This is a genomic window from Flammeovirga kamogawensis, from assembly GCF_018736065.1.
Lineage (GTDB): Bacteria > Bacteroidota > Bacteroidia > Cytophagales > Flammeovirgaceae > Flammeovirga > Flammeovirga kamogawensis.
In genome coordinates this window covers 93,827-112,975 of sequence record NZ_CP076128.1, presented here as the reverse complement: position 1 = coordinate 112,975, position 19,149 = coordinate 93,827, and the positions used below count along the sequence as shown (strand labels likewise).

Below are 19,149 nucleotides of genomic sequence, written 5' to 3'. Positions count from 1 at the left end.
CATGAATTCAGAAAAAAAAATTATTCTTTTTGATGGTATTTGTAATCTCTGTGACCATAGTGTGCAGTTTATTATAAGAAATGAAAAAAGTGATATTTTTCAATTTTGTTCATTACAATCTGATGAGGGTATTCAACTTTTAAAGCAGTATAACCTTCCGCTTGATTACACCGATAGCATCGTATTAATATCTGACAATAAAGTATTTACCAAATCAAATGCTGCTCTAAAAATTGCACAACACTTAAAATTTCCTCTATCGATTATCGCTTTAGGTAAATTCTTACCAAACAAGTTTAATAATTTTTGGTACGATCTTATTGCAAAGTATAGATATAAACTATTTGGCAAAAAAACGGATACATGCGAATTGATTCATCAAAATAAAAAATATACCGCTTCCAATAAGTAGTTTATACAATATGATCTCGTTTTGTTCGTATTAAAAATACATAACAACGAAAATTCAGAACTCTATATAATATAGTAATGATTACTAAAAACATTAAGAAAGGCTTTTTAGTCTTTATGATCTGCTTATTTGCTTCACCTTCTTTTGCTCAAGATAATTTATCAATGGAATGGTGGAATGGTCTTGATAAATATTGGAAAGGCATATTTACATCTCAATTAATGTGGCAAGAAGATAATATGACGGAAGAAGGCTTACAGAAAATTAAAGCACTTACTTCTATTAATGCTTCTGCTTATGATGATTATGGTGATGAAAGAATTATCACATCTTTAGAACCAATAGCTGCGTTAACAAATTTAGAAGATATTGATATTTCTTATACTAGAGTTAAAGATTTGTCACCTCTAAAAAATATGCACAATCTTAAAAGGTTAAATTTAGCTTATTCTAGAGTAAATGATTTAACTCCTTTAGATCATTCTATGACGATACACGAGCTATTCCTTTCTGGAACAAGAGTGAAATCTTTAACTCCTATTGCCAATATCCCGCTAGAAAGTTTAGATTTATTCCAAAATAAAGCATTTGAAGATTGGGCATCTATCTCTACTTTTAAAACTTTAAAATCTCTTTCTATTGATGAAACAAAAGCTGAAGATTTATCCTTTGTTTCTTCTATCAAAGAATTAGAAGAATTAAAGTTATCGTATACCAAAGTAGCTGATTTGACTCCAATAAAGAAGTTGAAAAAATTAAAGTTGCTTCAAATTCAAAAAACTCAGATAGTTGACTTATCTCCTATCAAGAAATTAAAAAATCTAGAGCACTTAAACATTAGTAATACAGAAATTACAGATATTACAGCCTTATCAAAATTAAAAAAATTACACACTTTTTACTTTTCTGATAGCAAGGTATCTGATATTTCTACTCTTTCTAATAGTGTAGCAATGAACGAACTTACACTCTCTAACACTCCTGTTACAGATTTAAATCCACTTTCTACGCTAGAAAACCTAAGTATACTTATTATTACAGGAACTCAAGTAAAGGATGTTTCTGCAATGGTAGGTGTGAAATCCTTATCAATTATGTACTTCAGAGATACACAAGTTTCTAAAGAAGATATTGATAAATTTAAAACTGAAAGACCTAATGTAGAAACAGACTTTTTCTAGTATTAAATAACAAGCTTGTTCTGCAACCTTGAAAAATCATATAACATATCTTTTAAATTATATTAAGCCGAAAATTGAGGCAGAATATTGATAAAAGAACATAAAAATGTCTTATTTCCCCTTTTTCATTACTATTAATCAATATTTTATTGATAGTTATTTGGTTAAAGGTAGAAATAAGACTTTTTTTGTGCAGGATTTAACTTAAACCTCTATAGTCCAGTGAGTGAAGTCATAAAACACGAGTGTGGCATTGCAATGCTACGACTTAGGAAACCTCTTTCTTATTTTATTGAGAAATATGGTACTCCAACGTATGCTATCAGCAAGATGTACCTTTTGATGGAGAAGCAACGCAACCGTGGTCAAGATGGAGCCGGTATTGCTAGTATTAAACTAGACTTAGAACCGGGATTTCCGTTTGTAGATAGAGCTCGGTCAGTGGAAGCAGATCCAATTAACGACATCTTCAAAAAGGTAGGCAAAAAACTAAACAAGATCAGCAAAGACAACACGAAGTACTTCGATGCTGACTACCTCAGACAAAACATCCCTTTTATGGGCGATGTATACATGGGACACCTTCGTTACGGTACTCATGGTAAAAATACAATTGCTCACTGTCACCCCTTCATGCGTAATAACAATTGGAGAAGTAGACAACTCATCATGGCCGGTAACTTTAACATGACAAATGTTGACGAGCTCTTCGATAAGCTTGTTCACCTTGGTCAGCATCCTAAAGAAAATGTGGATACTGTTACAGTGATGGAAAAAATCGGTCACTTTTTGGATCTAGAAGTACAAGACCTCTTCCAAAAAAACAACAACGCTGGTTTAACTAATATTGAAATTTCGAACAAAATTGAGGAAGAACTTGATTTATGCAAGGTACTAACTCGTTCGTGTAAAGATTTTGATGGAGGTTATGCTATCATGGGTCTAACTGGCTATGGTGGTAGTTTTGTAGCAAGAGATGTAAACGGCATTCGCCCTGCATATTACTATGCAGATGACGAAATTGTAGTTGTTGCATCAGAAAAAACAGCTATCAAAACGGCTTTCAATGCAGATTATGATCTAATCAAAGAAATTAAACCTGGTCATGCTTTAATTGTAAACAAAGATTCTTCTTACGAAGAGAAAGAATACTTAAAACCTCAAGAAAAATTATCTTGTAGTTTTGAGCGTATCTATTTCTCTCGTGGAACTGATCCTGCAATTTACGAGGAGCGTAAAAAATTAGGTGAACTTCTTGTACCTAAAGTGCTTAAAGCTTTAGACTATGATCTTGAAAACACTGTTTTCTCTTATATTCCTAACACTGCCGAAACTGCTTTCTTAGGAATGATGGCTGGAATGGATAAATATCTTGTTAAGAAACGTCTAGAAGCTATTGAAAATGGCGTATCTGGCGAGGAACTTGAGAAGATGATGACGTTCCGTCCTAGACAAGAAAAGCTTGTAATTAAAGATGTTAAAGCACGTACGTTTATTGCAGACGACACAATGCGTGATGACATGGTTGCTCACGTTTATGATACAACTTACGAAGTAATTAAAAAGAAAGTTGATACTCTTGTAGTTATCGATGATTCTATTGTAAGAGGTACTACTCTAGAAAAATCTATCATTCAGATGTTAGATAGATTAGAGCCTAAACGTATCATTGTTGTTTCTTCAGCACCACAAATTAGATATCCTGATTGCTACGGTATCAATATGTCTAAAATGAAGGAGTTTGTTGCTTTTAGAGCAATGATCAACTTGGTGAAGAAAAGAAATATGGAAGAGCTATTGGATGAAGTGTATTACCGTTCTAAATCAATTCTTCGTAAGGATGTAATTGACGAAAACTTGGTACAAACTCTTTATAATCAATTCTCGGACGAGGAAATCAGTCAAGAAATTGCTGAAATTATAAAACTTGATCATATTAAAGCAGATGTTGAAGTAATCTATCAAACTGTAGATAACTTACACGAAGCTTGTCCACATCACCTTGGAGATTGGTACTTTACAGGTAACTTCCCTACAAACGGAGGTATGAAGGTAGCAAATCAAGCATTTGTAAACTATATGGAAGGAAAAGAAGTAAGAGCATATTAGTACGATTTTATACTAATTGGTTATTTTTTCCAAAAATTAAGGCTTAGGTTAAAACAATTAACCTAAGCCTTTTATTTTTACAATATGAGCACTACAATATTACTACCTAATATTAGATATATTTTAGGTTTTAAGAACCGAGAAGAACGTTTAATTCAAAGAACCTACAAGGATTTCTTTTTTGATGTTCAAGATCAATTACAAATTACTGATGTTGTTCTTTTTCAGAAAGGATATTGTAAAGCACTTACCTCTTTAATACTTGAGGCTAGTTCTTTATCTGAAGATGATAACTTTTTAGATAAAATTATTGACTATTTTCCAAAAGAAAAAGACAATTATATTGTTGAGGAAGTTGAAATTAAATTTAACGATAAAGATTTACTCCTATTACAGATGAATTACATCAATAAATTATCAATAGAAGCTATTTCAGCACGTTGTGAGCTCTCTACTTCAGATGTTACTAATAGAGTACAGCAATTAACTACAATGTGGTCTCAAGGGCAAGACCTTCCCATTGAAGAATATTTACTTCAAATTGAGAAACGAAATATTTACAAGAGATTAGAAGCAAACCTAATTCCAATCTCAAAAGATAGAAAAAGAAAAAAAGACACAAATAAAGTTGGGGCAATACAAAAAGTAGACCCAACGTTTTGGGAAAGAATAAAAGGATTTTTCTCATGAAAAAAACGGATTGTAAATTGCTTTACAATCCGTTTTTTTTATTGAAGCAGAAAAATACTACTTTCCTTTATTCGTTGTTTCTTTCACATGATCAGAAAGCTTCTGACACATTTTATGTATCTCAGAAGCCATTTTCTCATCACCTGTTGCATTAAAGATATTTTGTGCAATACCTCCAATAGCATCAATATAGAAAAACTTCATTTCTTCTACGGTCATTTCTTTTCCCCATAACCCAATACGTAATGTTTCTTTACGTTCATGGTCCCAGATATTTAAATCAAAAGCTTTAGTTTCTGATAAACCTATTTGGTCTGAGTCATCTGCTTTCCAGAAAATTTTCTCTGGGATACTTTTTTCATCTAACTCAACTTTGATACGGATATTTGACTCTTTCATATATATAATTTTTTATCTTCTGCTTGATTGTAAATTCATGCAAAGTTGCATATTTTAAAGCATAAATTACAATTTTTAATAAGCTGTTTTTAAGATGTTACATAGATTTGTCCGTATGTCTTTCCAGGAAGACAAAATTGAAGATTTTAAAAAGATATTTACAACGATCCAATCTACTATTGAGGGTTTTGAAGGGTGCCACTCTGTTATACTCCTTCAAGATAAGAATGTAAATAAATTTATGACATTTAGTATTTGGGATAACGAAGATGCCTTAAATAATTATAGAGATTCTGACTTTTTTAAACAGACTTGGATAAAAACAAAAAAAATGTTTGACGATAAGCCTGAAGCATTTTCAATGTATAAACAATAAAAAAGGTTACCCCACTTAAAAATGTAGAATAACCCTTTAAATTGATTACAAAATCCTGATACTTTACTAGTATCAATAATTTACTCACCTAAATATTCTGATCCAGCTTCAGGTGTTTCAAAAATTACAACTTTATACAATGCAGGTAATTTTGGCTTTACTTTATTCCAAACCCACATTGATATAACTTCTGATGTAGGATTTTCTAATCCCTCTACTTCATTTAAGAAATTGTGGTCTAATATTTTATAAATTGGATCAACTGCAGTATCAATTTCGTGGAAATCAATTAGCCACTCATATGGTAAAACTAATTCACCATCAAAATGCAATTCCATTTTCCAAGAATGACCGTGGATTCTTCTACATGGATGCCCTACTGGCATGTGAGGTAGGAAATGTGCAGCCTCAAAAGTATATGATTTAAAAATCTTCATAGCGTGATAAATTACAGGTTAAATAAAATCACGCGAAGATAAACTATTTCTAAAAGTCTAATGAAGGATTTTAAACACCAATTCTTTAAGATTTTCGTCATCAGAAAGTGATGCACGAATACCTTTAGCCTTTAAATCAGCATCTTGAAGAGATTCTATTACATTTAAAACCTTTTCTCTTGGGTAATTATTAGCAGCAGATTTGTAATCTTTAATAAAATAAGGGTTAACACCCAATAATTTAGATAACACTTGGTCTGCCTGACTATAATTTTCATGTACTACTAATACCTTAGAAAAGTAGGAGAACAAAGTACCAACCACTACAACAAAAGGATTACTTTTAGGGTTCTCATTAAAGTACATAACAATACGGTTAGCCTTTAAAATATCTTTTTTCCCTAATGCATTTTGTAATTCGAATACATTGTATTCTCTACTTATCCCGATGTGCTTTGCTATTAAAGCTTCGGATATTTCTGTGTCGTTTGAATAGTTGAGCATTAATTTCTCTAATTCATTAGCAATACGAATTAGATCATTACCTATATACTCTGCAATTAAGTTAATTGCTCTATCTTTAATTTTATAATTTTTATCTTTACAGTACGATTTGATCCAATTTGGAATCTTGTTATCGTACATTTTTTTTGTATCTAATAAGACTGCATTTTTTTCTATTGCCTTTTTAGCAGCCCCTCTACCGTCTAATTTTTTATTTTTGAGAGCAATTACAAGTACCGTTGTAGGAACAGGGTTAGCTGCATATTGAGCAAAGATGTCTTGACTTCCTTTTCTATTCAGATCAGGTAAATCTTGTCCTTCCTTTACAATAATAACCTGTCTCATTGCCATCATTGGAAATCGACGTGCACTTTCTAATACTTGTGTTAAGGTTGTGTCCTTACCATACAATATTGTTTGATTAAAACTTTTCTCGGCTTCAGTTAAAGCATTTTCTTCAATATAAGAAGCAATTTTATCTATATAGAACGGTTCATCACCTTGTAATACATACATAGGTGCGAACTTGTTTGCTTTCATATCTGCTAATATAGATTCTGCAGTAAATGCCATAAAAAAAGTTTATAATACTGTTCTAAAAATACAGACGCAATTTAGATCATGTTTTTTAATAATAAAAAATCTGTAAAGACTTATTCAGTAGGGAATGCTATTCCGTACTCAATAATAGATTGTTTAATTTCAGTTCCCACTTCATTAAACCCATTTTTATAATCCGGATGATACAACGAAACCACATAAACAGTTTCTGTTCCATTAGATTGTGTTTCCCAATCTACAATTGCATTGTTAGTTCCCCCTTCCCATCTAGAAATCCATTGCTCAATACTATCTGAGCTTACATTATAAATAGGGTTCTCTTCACAGATGTCTTGTTCATAAAATGGGTTAACAACTCTCTGTCCGTTTCCTAGTGTAATAACTTCTTCATTTTCATTACTTCCGCAATACGGATTACCTGTTAATGAAGCATCAGATGATTTAACTTGATAATATCTTTTTTTAGAAGTCTTATAATCTTTATAAACTAAACCAATATCCTTTGCATATACAGATATTAATTTAACAGAGGAGTTTGTGATATCATTCTCCTGATCAATTTCATTAATAACTGCCGTAGGTGAATAGGTTTGATTTCCAAAAACATAAACTCTTCCAACAGAAGCAACCTCATACCTTAAATCAAAACCACTACTAGATGTTGCTCCTTGATTATTATATGCATTCTGGTTCCATTTCATTCTATCTTCAAGAGGGTTAACCAATTTGATATATGGAATGCCATTCTCATATTTAATCACCTGCCCATTTCTATAAGTCAAAGCCCAAACAGAGTCTAATTCCCACTCCATAGTTTCATCCAATCGCTTATAACGATCCAACTTAAAATTCTGACCTCCAAAACCATCATCATAAGGCGAAGAAATAAATTCTTTTAGTTGAATAGAGCTAACACTAACAATTCCATCTTGATCAGCATTCTGATCATCAAAATCAATAAATGTAGTATCTATTTTATAAGAAATATACCACCCTTCTTCTATTGGGTAATACATTGTACCTGAAGTATATTTTGGATCTTCTATTGTTGATGTACAAGCACAAAAGATAATTGGAATGAAATATATAAGTAGGTTCTTCAAAGTCATATTACAGATTTACGTTTTGCTTAGTAAATATATAAAAAAAAACCCTGCCGTTAAGCAGGGTTTAAATACTTCTGATAAAAGTATGTATATATAAACTACTCAAGAGTAGATTTACAATCTAGATAAAAGGATTTTTCTCTCTTTCCTCACCTAATTTCTGTAGGTCTGAATCTAATTGAGCTAATACTCTTTCTTCATCAGTGTTAGATTCCATAGTTTTTGACAATGGAACGTCTTGAGGAATAAAATCACCAAACCCATCTTTGTCAGCATCTGGCTTAGAGTAGTCATAAGGCCAACGGTATACAATTGGTAATGCTCCTGGCCAGTTACCATGACCTGGTTTTCTTGGTGTAGTCCACTCTAAAGTGTTCGATCCCCAAGGGTTTAATGGTGCATTTTTACCTCTAAACATACTCCAGAAGAAGTTAAAGATAAAGATAAATTGACCTGTTACTGTTACAATTGCTGCGATAGAAATGAATGCATTTAAATCTGCAAATGTAGAGAACGCATCAAAATTAGTAAATGAATAGTATCTTCTTGGGAAACCTGCAATACCAATGTAGTGCATTGGGAAGAATACCATATAAGCACCTAGGAAAGTTAACCAAAAGTGTACGTATCCTAAACCACTGTTCATCATCTTACCAAACATTTTTGGGAACCAGTGATAAACACCAGCCATCATTCCAAAGAATGCTGCAGAACCCATTACCAAGTGGAAGTGAGCAACTACAAAGTAAGTATCGTGTAATTGAATATCTAATGCTGAGTTACCTAAGATGATACCTGTTACACCACCAGAGATAAATAATGATACTAAACCAATAGAGAACAACATTGCTGGAGTAAATACAATATTACCTCTAAATAATGTTGTGATATAGTTAAATGCCTTAACAGCTGATGGTACAGCAATAATTAACGTTAAGAACATAAATATTGTACCTAAGAATGGATTCATACCAGACACAAACATATGGTGTGCCCATACAATAAATGAAAGGAATGCAATACCCAACATTGAACCAATCATTGCTCTATAACCAAAAATAGGTTTTCTAGAGTTTGTAGAGATTACTTCTGATGTTAAACCTAAAGCTGGTAAAAGTACAATATATACTTCTGGGTGACCTAAGAACCAGAATAAGTGCTGGAATAAAATTGGACTACCACCTGAGTGTTCTAATAATTCTCCTTGAATATAAATATCTGATAAGTAGAAGGATGTTCCGAAACTACGATCAAATACTAATAATAATGCCGCTGCAAATAATACAGGGAAAGAAAGGATACCAATTACGGCTGTAATAAAGAAAGACCAGATTGTTAATGGCATTTTTGCAAATGACATACCAGCAGTTCTTAAGTTGATTACCGTTGAAATATAGTTAATTGAACCAAGTAAACTTGATGCAATAAAAAATACCATTGAAACTAACCATAATGTCATACCAATACCAGAACCAGAAACTGCTTGAGGTAATGCAGACAAAGGAGGATAAATTACCCAACCACCTGATGCAGGTCCTGTTGAAGTAAATAAAGAAGCAAGCATAATTACTGAAGCTAATGCAAATAACCAGTAAGAAAGCATGTTCATAAATCCAGAAGCCATATCTCTTGCTCCAATTTGTAATGGAATCAAGAAATTGGAGAATGTACCACTTAAACCAGCTGTTAATACGAAGAATACCATAATAGTACCGTGCATTGTAACTGCTGCTAGATAAAATGTCGTATCCATTTTACCAGATTCAGTAATCCAATCACCTAATAATGGTCTTAACCACTCTAGGTTAGCTTCAGGAAAACCTAATTGAATACGGAATAAAAGTGATAAGCCACCACCTATAATTGCCCAAAGTATACCTGAAATTAGGTATTGTTTTGCAATTACCTTATGGTCATAAGAGAACACATAGTTGGTCCAGAAATTACCGTGATGTTCATGATGATCATCATGAGAATGAACATCATTATGTTCTACGTCTAATACTACGCTTGACATATTTATTATATTTATGTATTTTTTATCTTATTCTACTATAACTATCTCGCTTGAGCAACAGCATCTTTTTCAGCTTTCTTAGCTTCCCAAGTTGCCATATAATCAGGGTTTTTCTCTAACCAAGATTTTTGCTTCATTAACCACTCATCATATTCAGCTTGAGAAACAATTTTCACAATTCTTCTCATACCAAAATGACCGTATCCACAAACTTCTGTACAAGCCAATTCATAATTGAATTTTGGATTGTTAGTTTTAGTACGCATCTCTGAAGTTGTAATAGATGGAGTAAACTTAAAACGAGTTGGCATACCAGGTACAGCATCCATCTTCACTCTAAAGTGAGGAAGAAATACTGAATGTATAACATCAATAGCTCTAATTTTCAATTCTACTTCTTTACCTACAGGTAAAACAATCTCACGTGCCATGAAATCATCATTTGCATTTACATCGTCAAAATCAATACCCATTGAGTTTGTATTATCGATATTTGCAACATCGTACTTTCCTAACTTAAGGTCTTTACCAGGGTAACGAATTTCCCAAGCAAATTGCTTACCCATTAGTTCTACTTGTAAAGCAGAATCTGAAGCAGGAGCTGTAATATCTGCCCAAGCTCTCCAACCAAAGATTACTAACACAGCCATAACAATAGCAGGAACAGCTGTCCATGCAATTTCTAATTTATCGTTATGAGGATAGAAGTCTGCTTTTCTCTTTTCAGAATATTGAAAAAAGAATGGGAATGTAAATAAGAGTAAGTGAGTCACAACAAAAGCTGCAAAAACAACCCCTAATGTGATGTTGAACAAAGCATCAGTTTCTTTACCGTGAATAGATGCTGCTTCTGGCAAGAAATATTGAGAAGCATCATTATACGACCAGTAAATCAGCCCTAATCCAACAACCAATAAGATTGGGAATAATGCACCATTGATTTTATTACTGAAAGTAACCTTGTTGGAATCTTCTTTTGCGATTCCTACTAAGTTGATTATACGATATACTAGCGCTAAAACTGCTACTATAAGTATAATCCCTGTGGCGATAAGCAAAGCCGTTGTCATACCTTGTTGATAGTGTGTAGTTTGTGATATACTTTAACTGAGATTTTTTCTCACTATTTTTTTACGAATAGTGAAGTTCACATAAAAATCTTTCAAATATATCTAATATTTTTAATATTGATGATATATATCATACTTTTTTGGTGACAATATTCGATATTTTATAAAAAGAGCGTGAATATCAATTAGATAGAGTTACATATATTAACCTTTAATAACCAACTTGTGTCACCTTTACTCCTGCCTTCTCTAGAAGTTGCAAACCTGATTTGTCGCGGTATTCTCTTTTATAATAAAAAGATGTTATGCCAGCTTGCACAATTAGTTTTGCACACCCAAAGCAACAACTATCAGTGCAGTAAATTGAAGCTCCATCTGTAGAGTAAGTAGATTTTGCTGCTTTTGTAATAGCATTTGCTTCTGCATGCAGCACCTCTTCTTTAGTGATCAACACTTGTTCTAACTCATTTGTTTTAGGGTTTAGAACATTTTTCACATTCTCACAGCTATTATCAAATCCCTTAGGGGTACCATTATATCCCATTGAGATTATATTGCCCTCTTTAACAATTATAGCCCCCACCTTTAATCGCGTACATCTACTAAGCTCTCCAATAGCTTCAGCGCAACGCATAAAAGCCTTATCAAATTCTTGATCTCTATTTAGCATCTATTTGTATAGTTATGTTTATAGTTTAACTGTAAACCAATAGTAATTGAGTAACAAAAAAAGGTGTATTAAAAATACAATTACAAGTTGATTATAAAGTTTTTTCTTGGGCAAAAATAAGAATTATTGAAATATAAAAAAGCCCTTCATTATTCATGAAGGGCTAATATATTTATCTCCTCTTTCGAATTATCTACTCAAGAATTGATTTCTTCTAGAATAGATATCTAAGAAGTAATCATCTTTTAAAGTATCAATAAAGTAAATCGCTTCACCTGTTGATTTCATCTCTGGTCCTAATTGCTTATCCACGTTAGGGAATTTATCAAATGAGAACACAGGAATCTTAATTGCATAACCTTCTTTAACTGGTTTAAAGTCAAAGTCTGTTACTTTTTTATCTCCAAGCATCACTTTTGTTGCATAATTTACATATGGCTCTTGGTAAGCTTTACAGATAAATGGAACAGTACGAGATGCACGGGGGTTTGCTTCAATGATATATACTTTATCATCTTTAATTGCAAACTGAATATTAAGAAGACCTTTTGTTTTTAAAGCAATTGCAATCTTCTCAGTATACTCTCTAATTTGCTCTATTACTAAATCTCCTAAGTTATATGGAGGTAATACAGCGTAAGAATCACCTGAGTGAATACCTGCAGGCTCAATATGCTGCATGATACCTACGATGTACACATTCTCACCATCACAGATTGCATCTGCTTCAGCTTCAATTGCTCCATCTAAATAGTGATCAAGAAGTACTTTGTTTCCTGGAATATCACGCAACGTTTCTACAACGTGTTGTTCTAATTCTTCCTCATTAATTACAATCTTCATTTTCTGACCACCTAATACATATGAAGGTCTTACTAGAAGAGGGAATCCTAATTCTTCTGATTTCTCTAATGCTTCATCAGCAGTTTCGATAACATCAAATTTAGGATAAGGAATATTGTTTTCTTTCAATAAAGTTGAGAAACTACCTCTATCTTCAGCTAAATCAAGTGCTTCATAACTAGTACCTAAGATCTTGATTCCAAAACGAGTTAACTTTTCAGCAATCTTAAGCGCTGTTTGACCACCCAACTGAACAATAACACCTACAGGATTCTCATGCAAGATGATCTCATAGATATGTTCCCAGAATACCGGCTCAAAGTATAACTTATCTGCAATATCAGGGTCAGTAGAAACTGTTTCAGGGTTACAGTTGATCATGATTGTTTCATAACCTGCTTCTTTTGCAGCTAAAACACCATGTACACAACAGTAATCAAATTCGATACCTTGACCAATACGGTTAGGACCAGCTCCTAAAACAACAACTTTTTTCTTTTTCGAAGGCGTAGACTCATTCTCTCCATCAAATGTTGAGTAGAAATAAGGAGTTTTAGCTTCAAACTCAGCAGCACATGTATCAACAAGTTTCCAAGTACGTTTGATACCAAACTCTTCTCTTCTTTTATTGAAAACTTCACTTTCTAGACAACCTAAAAGGTGTGCAATCTGACGATCACCAAAACCTTTTTGCTTCGCTTCTAAAAGCGTCTCTTTGTCAATAGATTGGATTGTTTCTGCTTGAATTTTCTTTTCTAGTAAAACTAGATCAAGAATTTGACGTAAGAACCACTTATCAATTTGAGTGATTTTACGAACAGTTTTCATTGCAATACCTAGTTTCATTGCGTCCCATACGTGGAATAATCTATCCCATGATGGATGCTCTAAACTTTCTAGGATTACAGCTTGGTCTGTCACTTCTTTACCATCAGCACCTAAGCCATTACGCTTAATTTCTAATGATTGACATCCCTTTTGAAGTGCTTCTTGGAACGTACGTCCAATACCCATAACCTCACCTACAGCTTTCATCTGTAAACCAAGTTTATGATTAGCACCTTTAAATTTATCAAAGTTCCAACGAGGGATCTTTACAATTACATAGTCTAATGCAGGCTCAAAGAACGCTGATGTAGTACCTGTAATTGGGTTTTTCAATTCATCTAAATTGTAACCAATTGCAAGCTTTGCAGCAATTTTAGCAATTGGGTAACCTGTTGCTTTAGATGCTAAAGCTGATGATCTTGATACACGAGGATTGATCTCTATACCAATGATATCATCATTTTCTGGAGAAACAGAGAACTGAACATTACATCCACCAGCAAACATACCAATACCGTTCATCATCTTGATAGCAAGATCACGCATTCTTTGGTATACTGTATCCGGTAGTGTTTGTGCAGGAGCTACTGTAATAGAATCTCCAGTGTGAACTCCCATTGGATCGAAGTTCTCGATAGAACAGATAATAATAATATTACCAAGATTATCACGAAGCAATTCTAATTCGTATTCTTTCCATCCTAAGATAGATTGCTCGATTAGAACTTCATGAACTGGTGACATTTCAAGACCTCTTGATAGAGCTTTCTCGAATTCATCTGGTGTATTGACAAATCCTCCACCAGAACCACCCAATGTAAATGATGGTCTAATTACTAATGGAAATCCAATTTCTTGAGCAATCTCCTTACCTTGTAAGAAAGATTTAGCTGTACGTCCTTTACAAACGCCAACTCCTAACTCAATCATTTTCTGTCTGAATAATTCTCTATCTTCAGTTGTATTGATTGCATCAATATCAACACCGATAATCTCAACACCAAAATCTTCCCAGATTCCTGCTTCTTGACAATCAATCGCTAGATTCAATGCAGTTTGACCACCCATAGTTGGTAGTACTGCATCTATATCATGCTTTTCAAGAATTTTAATAATTGATTTTTTCTCCAGCGGAAGAAGATAGACATTGTCGGCCGTAACCGGGTCTGTCATAATTGTGGCTGGATTAGAATTGATCAGAGTAACTTCGATACCCTCTTCACGTAGAGAACGAGAGGCTTGTGTTCCTGAATAATCAAATTCGCAAGCTTGACCAATTACAATTGGTCCACTCCCGATGATAAGTACCGACTTGATGTGCTTCTTTTTAGGCATTTTCGCTATTCTTTAAAAAACATGACTTAACACTCGGGATGCAAAACTAATAGTATTTATGGTAAATACACTACAAATCTACTATAAAAATAGGATAATGAAATTATTATAGAAAATCTTCTAATTTAACAAATTCTTGCTGTATCTTTGTACCTTTTCTAAAATTTCCCAGTATGCTGACAAAACGAATAATTCCTTGCTTAGACATCAAAGACGGTAAAACTGTTAAGGGTGTAAATTTTGTAGAATTAAGAGATGCAGGTGATCCTGTAGAACTCGCAAAAATATATAGTAATGAGGGTGCTGATGAATTAGTTTTTTTAGATATCACTGCGACTGTTGAAAAACGAAAAACATTAATTGAGCTAGTAGAAAAGGTTGCTGCTCAGATAAATATACCTTTTACTGTTGGTGGCGGAATTTCTAGCGTAGAAGATGTTTCAGCATTATTAAACGCGGGAGCAGACAAAGTTTCTATCAATTCATCAGCAGTTAAAAGACCCGAATTAATTAATGAACTTTCTGATGAATTTGGGAGCCAATGTATAGTTGTTGCTGTTGATACAAGATACGTAAACGGGGAACATATAGTACATGTAAGAGGTGGGCGCACACCTACTGAACTTAGAACCATTCAGTGGTTGCATGAGTGTCAAGAAAGAGGTGCAGGAGAAATACTTTTAACTTCTATGGATCATGATGGAACTAAAAATGGTTTTGCCATTGAGTTAACAAAAGAAGTTTCTCAATCATTAAACATCCCTGTTATTGCTTCTGGAGGAGCAGGAAAAGAAGAACACTTTATAGATTTGTTTAAGCAAAATGCTGCAGATGCAGCTTTAGCTGCGAGTATTTTTCACTTTAAAGAAATAAGTATACCTCATTTAAAACAGCATTTACAAGACAACGATGTTGAAATGAGAATTCTTTAGAAGTTCAAAATAATCTTTAAAGTGAACTATTTCTCATTAAAAGTTAAATAAGGACTCTTAATAAAATTGTTCATTCATAAAATAAATCTTATTATTGCACGCACGAAATACAAGCATAGGGTAAAAACCGATAAACAACACTGACAATCAACTAGATAAAGAAAATCTATTTTATTATCTTTGTATGTAGTTTTTATCAAAATGTATATCGTAAGCTTTTAAGTATAGATTTAAGATACTAACCATGTTTATAGAAGTTTTAAAATCAAAGATCCACCGTGTCAAAGTTACACAAGCAGAATTAAATTATGTTGGCAGTATTACTGTTGATGAAGATCTAATGGAAGCTGCAAATATCATTGAAGGTGAGAAAGTGCAAATTGTTAATAATAATAACGGTGAGCGTTTTGAAACTTATGTGATAAAAGGAGAAAGAAATAGTGGCATTATCTGTTTAAATGGTGCTGCAGCTCGTAGAGTTCAGGTAGGAGATATTTTAATTATTATTTCATATGCATATATGAAACAGAAAAAAGCAATTAACTACTCCCCTAAGCTTGTCTTTCCCAATGATGACAATAAATTAGAAGACTAATCATTTTCTAATAAAGATACTACGCCAACTTAATTCAATGAATTAGGTTGGCTAATTTGTTTTTGAACAGTTCCTCTTTTAAGAGGTTTTTTATATGAATTTAAAAGACATTCTAAAATATCTTTTTTCTTTTATACTTGCCGGTGGTCTACTTTGGTATGTATTAAAAGAACAAAACCTTAAAGAAGTATTAACCTCTTTTGATACCATTGATTGGAAAATAGTTCTTTTATCAATGGCTATTTCATTAATGAGTCATTACGCTAGAGGATTACGATGGGGATTAATGCTAAAGCCTTTAAATTATAAGACTTCAGGTCCTAATTTATTTATGGCTACAATGTCTGGCTATGCTGGGAACCTAATTATTCCACGTTTTGGAGAGTTTTTCAGATGTGGTATCTTGCAAAAACTCTCAAAAATCCCTGCCAAAACTTCTTTTGGTGCTGTTGTAGCAGAAAGAGCTATGGATTTAATAGTATTTATTACTTTATTTTTAATTGCCTTTCTTAGTCAATTCGACAAGCTAAAAGGGATGATTTTACCTCATTTCAATCAGCAATCAAATTCATTAATTAATAAAATCCCATATGTGATTATTGGAGCAATCATAATAATTGCAATTGGTTTATTTCTTTTTAGAATTAGAAAGCGACTCCTACAGACAGCATTAATTAGAAAAGTACTAATGTTACTTCAGGGTATTATTGAAGGCATGACAAGTGTTTTTAAACTTAAAAGAAAAGAGTTTGGCTTGTACTTTCTGTATACCTTTATTATTTGGTTAACATATTTCTATATGGGATATGTCTTATTTTGGACACTACAAGGAACTGAGAATCTATCTCCTGTTGTTGGTTTTGTCCTGATGATGATGGGCGGACTTGGAATGGTACTCCCTACTCCTGGTGGTACAGGTTCTTATCATTTCTTTGCCTCTCATACATTAATGGCGTACGGCGTGAGTAATGCAGATGCAATAGCTTACGCAATCTTAATGCACACATCACAAACTATATCGGTTATCATTGTAGGTGGATTAAGTATCTTGATTGCAAACTTAAAAAAATCAGAAAATTCAACAATAGAAGGTAATGAGTAGTAGAGCATCAAAAGACAAAATCCTTACTCTTGAAAATGCTGTGAATCAAAGAGCACTTTGGAAAGAGAATGGCGAAAAAGTTGTGTTTACAAATGGCTGTTTTGACATTGTACATCTTGGTCATGTTGATTACCTTGAACAAGCAAGAAACCAAGGCTCAAAATTGATTCTTGGATTAAACACTGATGCTTCTGTAAAAAGATTAAAAGGTAACGAAAGACCAATCAACAATGAATATGCAAGAGCTAGATTATTAGCTGCATTTGAATTTATTGATATGGTTATACTTTTTGAGGACGATACGCCTCTAGATTTAATCAATTCACTTCTACCTGATATTCTTGTAAAAGGTGCTGACTATACTGTGGAAAATATAGTTGGTGCAAAAGAAGTTATGAATAATGGTGGAAAAGTAGAAACTATCACACTTGTTGAAGGATTTTCTACTTCTTCAATTATAGAAAAAATAAGAAAGTTTGGCTTATAATTAATTCGCTTAATTTGTAAATAGAAAACATGAGTCATCCCTTAAATATTGGATTAAACCTGAACATGATCTCACAACAGGATTTCCATTGATTTAGAATGACAGAAAAAGCTTTACGAAGTCTGTAGAAAGGAGATTTACTTTTCTTTGAACCAAAAATGGGGGTATATATGTTGATTAAACGTTCTACATAATGCCTCCTTTTTTGTATTATTTCCATTAAAAACTCATAAATAAGTAGGGCTATATAGAAGAGTTTTAATCGATTTCCCCATCCTTGAACTCTTATTGATTGTAAGCCAATTTCTGCTTTACAACACCTAAACATTTCTTCTACTTCCCATCTTTTCATATATGAAAAAAGCATTTCCCATGCAGTCTTTTTTGTATCTATATCAAGGTTGGTAAGCATGTAAATAGGAGGTCCTGTTCTTTTATATTCTCTGACCACAATTAGCGTATACATCTGATCTCCCATTTCAGGGTGTTGTACTTTTTTCCATGAAATAAGTCTTCTAGCATACTTATTACGTTCTTTATCATAAGTAAATTTGAAGCTCTTATTCTTCATTCCTTTGGTAATATTGTAGGTTAATCGTTTTCCTTTTTCGTCAATTAAAAATCTATTTCCAATCCAACGAACTAAAAACTGTTGATCAAATTCTTGAGCGAACTCTAAAAGAGTACAATTCGCATACCCTCTGTCAAATACATGCAGAACAGCTTTTTTAGATTGATTACGAATAGTTTTGAAACCATTCCATATAAAATTAGACAACCATTCCTTAAAAACACCAACCCTAGAATAAATATTAAATTCAAAAAGAGATGCTCTTTCATTCAAGGCCGTAAGCACTACTCCTTCTACTTTAAACCCGGGAACATTGATAAAACCTTTGACAGGAGAATTATAATAACCAGGTTTAATTCTTGTAAGTCTTTTAGCTTTACTACTGATAACGGCAGACAACCCTTCCAGGTGTGTTGACTCATGTTTTTCCAGAACAGATCCATCCCAAATTAAAAGTGGTCGGATATTTTTTTCTTCCATCATTTTAATACGGTCTAAACTTCTATTTCTAAAAAAATCAGCAATTAAATCAGTACTCCAATTTTTACTTCGTATTAGGTTGCCAATTCTCTTAACTCCAGCTTTACCATGAGTACTACCAGCTAGTAGTGTACCCAATTCTGTCAGAAGAAGTGATTTTGTACTATTCCGATTTTCTAGTAAGCAATGAAATAACTCTTGAAAAGTCTTTACCAAACGTAAATCAACTGTCTGATGAAGACTAGAGAGTAGCGATGATAAGAAATAGTCAGTTTGATGAAGAAGATAGGTTAATGGTGTAGATTTTTTACAGTCTAAGATTTTTAGTAAATTAAAAGATGAATAAGCCATTGGAATAATAGTTATAGTTGTTTTGTATTTACAATAACTATTTTTTGGCTTATAAATAAAAATGAGTCACCCCTTATTATTAAAATTATATAA

At 32.9% G+C, this 19,149-nt stretch carries 18 protein-coding genes; 9 read left to right on the top strand and 9 right to left on the bottom strand.

Annotated features, from left to right (window positions below; genetic code table 11):
• Position 1 precedes the first annotated feature (1 nt).
• From KM029_RS00485 to KM029_RS00470, 4 genes are all read left to right on the top strand, one after another.
• On the top strand, positions 2-412 hold the full coding sequence (locus KM029_RS00485; RefSeq protein ID WP_144074843.1) for a thiol-disulfide oxidoreductase DCC family protein: 411 nt from the start codon (positions 2-4) through the stop codon (positions 410-412).
• Positions 413-489: 77 nt separating this feature from the next.
• The gene (locus KM029_RS00480) at positions 490-1,593 is read left to right on the top strand and encodes a leucine-rich repeat domain-containing protein (RefSeq protein ID WP_144074842.1); all 1,104 of its coding nucleotides are present in this window, start codon (positions 490-492) and stop codon (positions 1,591-1,593) included.
• A gap of 222 nt (positions 1,594-1,815) precedes the next feature.
• A complete protein-coding gene (locus KM029_RS00475) occupies positions 1,816-3,702 on the top strand; it encodes an amidophosphoribosyltransferase (protein ID WP_144074841.1) in 1,887 nt (628 codons plus the stop codon).
• 84 nt (positions 3,703-3,786) lie between these two features.
• Complete coding sequence (locus KM029_RS00470) at positions 3,787-4,392, top strand: hypothetical protein (protein ID WP_144074840.1); 606 nt, start codon at positions 3,787-3,789, stop codon at positions 4,390-4,392.
• A gap of 57 nt (positions 4,393-4,449) precedes the next feature.
• Here KM029_RS00470 and gldC read toward each other — a convergent pair whose 3' ends face one another.
• Entirely contained in the window at positions 4,450-4,791 is a 342-nt protein-coding gene (gene gldC, locus KM029_RS00465) for a gliding motility protein GldC (RefSeq protein ID WP_144074839.1), read from the bottom strand.
• A gap of 94 nt (positions 4,792-4,885) precedes the next feature.
• Between gldC and KM029_RS00460 the strand changes: the two genes are divergently transcribed.
• The gene (locus tag KM029_RS00460) at positions 4,886-5,167 is read left to right on the top strand and encodes a putative quinol monooxygenase (protein WP_144074838.1); all 282 of its coding nucleotides are present in this window, start codon (positions 4,886-4,888) and stop codon (positions 5,165-5,167) included.
• A gap of 80 nt (positions 5,168-5,247) precedes the next feature.
• Here KM029_RS00460 and KM029_RS00455 read toward each other — a convergent pair whose 3' ends face one another.
• The 7 genes from KM029_RS00455 to carB form a co-directional block, all read right to left on the bottom strand.
• Positions 5,248-5,604, bottom strand: a complete 357-nt coding sequence (locus KM029_RS00455; protein ID WP_144074837.1) for a 6-pyruvoyl trahydropterin synthase family protein — start codon at positions 5,602-5,604, stop codon at positions 5,248-5,250.
• A 57-nt stretch (positions 5,605-5,661) separates the two neighbouring features.
• On the bottom strand, positions 5,662-6,681 hold the full coding sequence (gene holA / locus KM029_RS00450; protein WP_144074836.1) for a DNA polymerase III subunit delta: 1,020 nt from the start codon (positions 6,679-6,681) through the stop codon (positions 5,662-5,664).
• Positions 6,682-6,761: 80 nt separating this feature from the next.
• Positions 6,762-7,772, bottom strand: a complete 1,011-nt coding sequence (locus tag KM029_RS00445; RefSeq protein WP_144074835.1) for a hypothetical protein — start codon at positions 7,770-7,772, stop codon at positions 6,762-6,764.
• A 124-nt stretch (positions 7,773-7,896) separates the two neighbouring features.
• On the bottom strand, positions 7,897-9,792 hold the full coding sequence (locus tag KM029_RS00440) for a cytochrome c oxidase subunit I (RefSeq protein WP_144074834.1): 1,896 nt from the start codon (positions 9,790-9,792) through the stop codon (positions 7,897-7,899).
• Positions 9,793-9,833: 41 nt separating this feature from the next.
• Positions 9,834-10,862 (bottom strand): cytochrome c oxidase subunit II, encoded by a 1,029-nt coding sequence (locus tag KM029_RS00435; RefSeq protein WP_144074833.1) that lies wholly within the window; start codon positions 10,860-10,862, stop codon positions 9,834-9,836.
• Positions 10,863-11,073: 211 nt separating this feature from the next.
• Positions 11,074-11,532, bottom strand: coding sequence for a deoxycytidylate deaminase (locus KM029_RS00430; protein ID WP_144074832.1), 459 nt, complete (start codon positions 11,530-11,532; stop codon positions 11,074-11,076).
• Between the two features lie 189 nt (positions 11,533-11,721).
• Complete coding sequence (gene carB, locus KM029_RS00425; RefSeq protein ID WP_144074831.1) at positions 11,722-14,538, bottom strand: carbamoyl-phosphate synthase large subunit; 2,817 nt, start codon at positions 14,536-14,538, stop codon at positions 11,722-11,724.
• A 173-nt stretch (positions 14,539-14,711) separates the two neighbouring features.
• On the opposite strand from carB, the gene hisF reads away from it, so the two are divergent.
• From hisF to rfaE2, 4 genes are all read left to right on the top strand, one after another.
• Positions 14,712-15,470, top strand: coding sequence for an imidazole glycerol phosphate synthase subunit HisF (gene hisF, locus KM029_RS00420; RefSeq protein WP_144074830.1), 759 nt, complete (start codon positions 14,712-14,714; stop codon positions 15,468-15,470).
• Between the two features lie 244 nt (positions 15,471-15,714).
• Complete coding sequence (gene panD, locus KM029_RS00415) at positions 15,715-16,065, top strand: aspartate 1-decarboxylase (RefSeq protein WP_144074829.1); 351 nt, start codon at positions 15,715-15,717, stop codon at positions 16,063-16,065.
• 94 nt (positions 16,066-16,159) lie between these two features.
• Entirely contained in the window at positions 16,160-17,167 is a 1,008-nt protein-coding gene (locus tag KM029_RS00410) for a lysylphosphatidylglycerol synthase transmembrane domain-containing protein (protein ID WP_144074828.1), read from the top strand.
• On the top strand, positions 17,160-17,654 hold the full coding sequence (rfaE2, locus tag KM029_RS00405) for a D-glycero-beta-D-manno-heptose 1-phosphate adenylyltransferase (protein ID WP_144074827.1): 495 nt from the start codon (positions 17,160-17,162) through the stop codon (positions 17,652-17,654). Before KM029_RS00410 ends, rfaE2 begins: the two co-directional genes overlap by 8 nt.
• 34 nt (positions 17,655-17,688) lie before the next feature.
• Here rfaE2 and KM029_RS00400 read toward each other — a convergent pair whose 3' ends face one another.
• The gene (locus KM029_RS00400; protein WP_144074826.1) at positions 17,689-19,056 is read right to left on the bottom strand and encodes a hypothetical protein; all 1,368 of its coding nucleotides are present in this window, start codon (positions 19,054-19,056) and stop codon (positions 17,689-17,691) included.
• Positions 19,057-19,149: the final 93 nt, after the last annotated feature.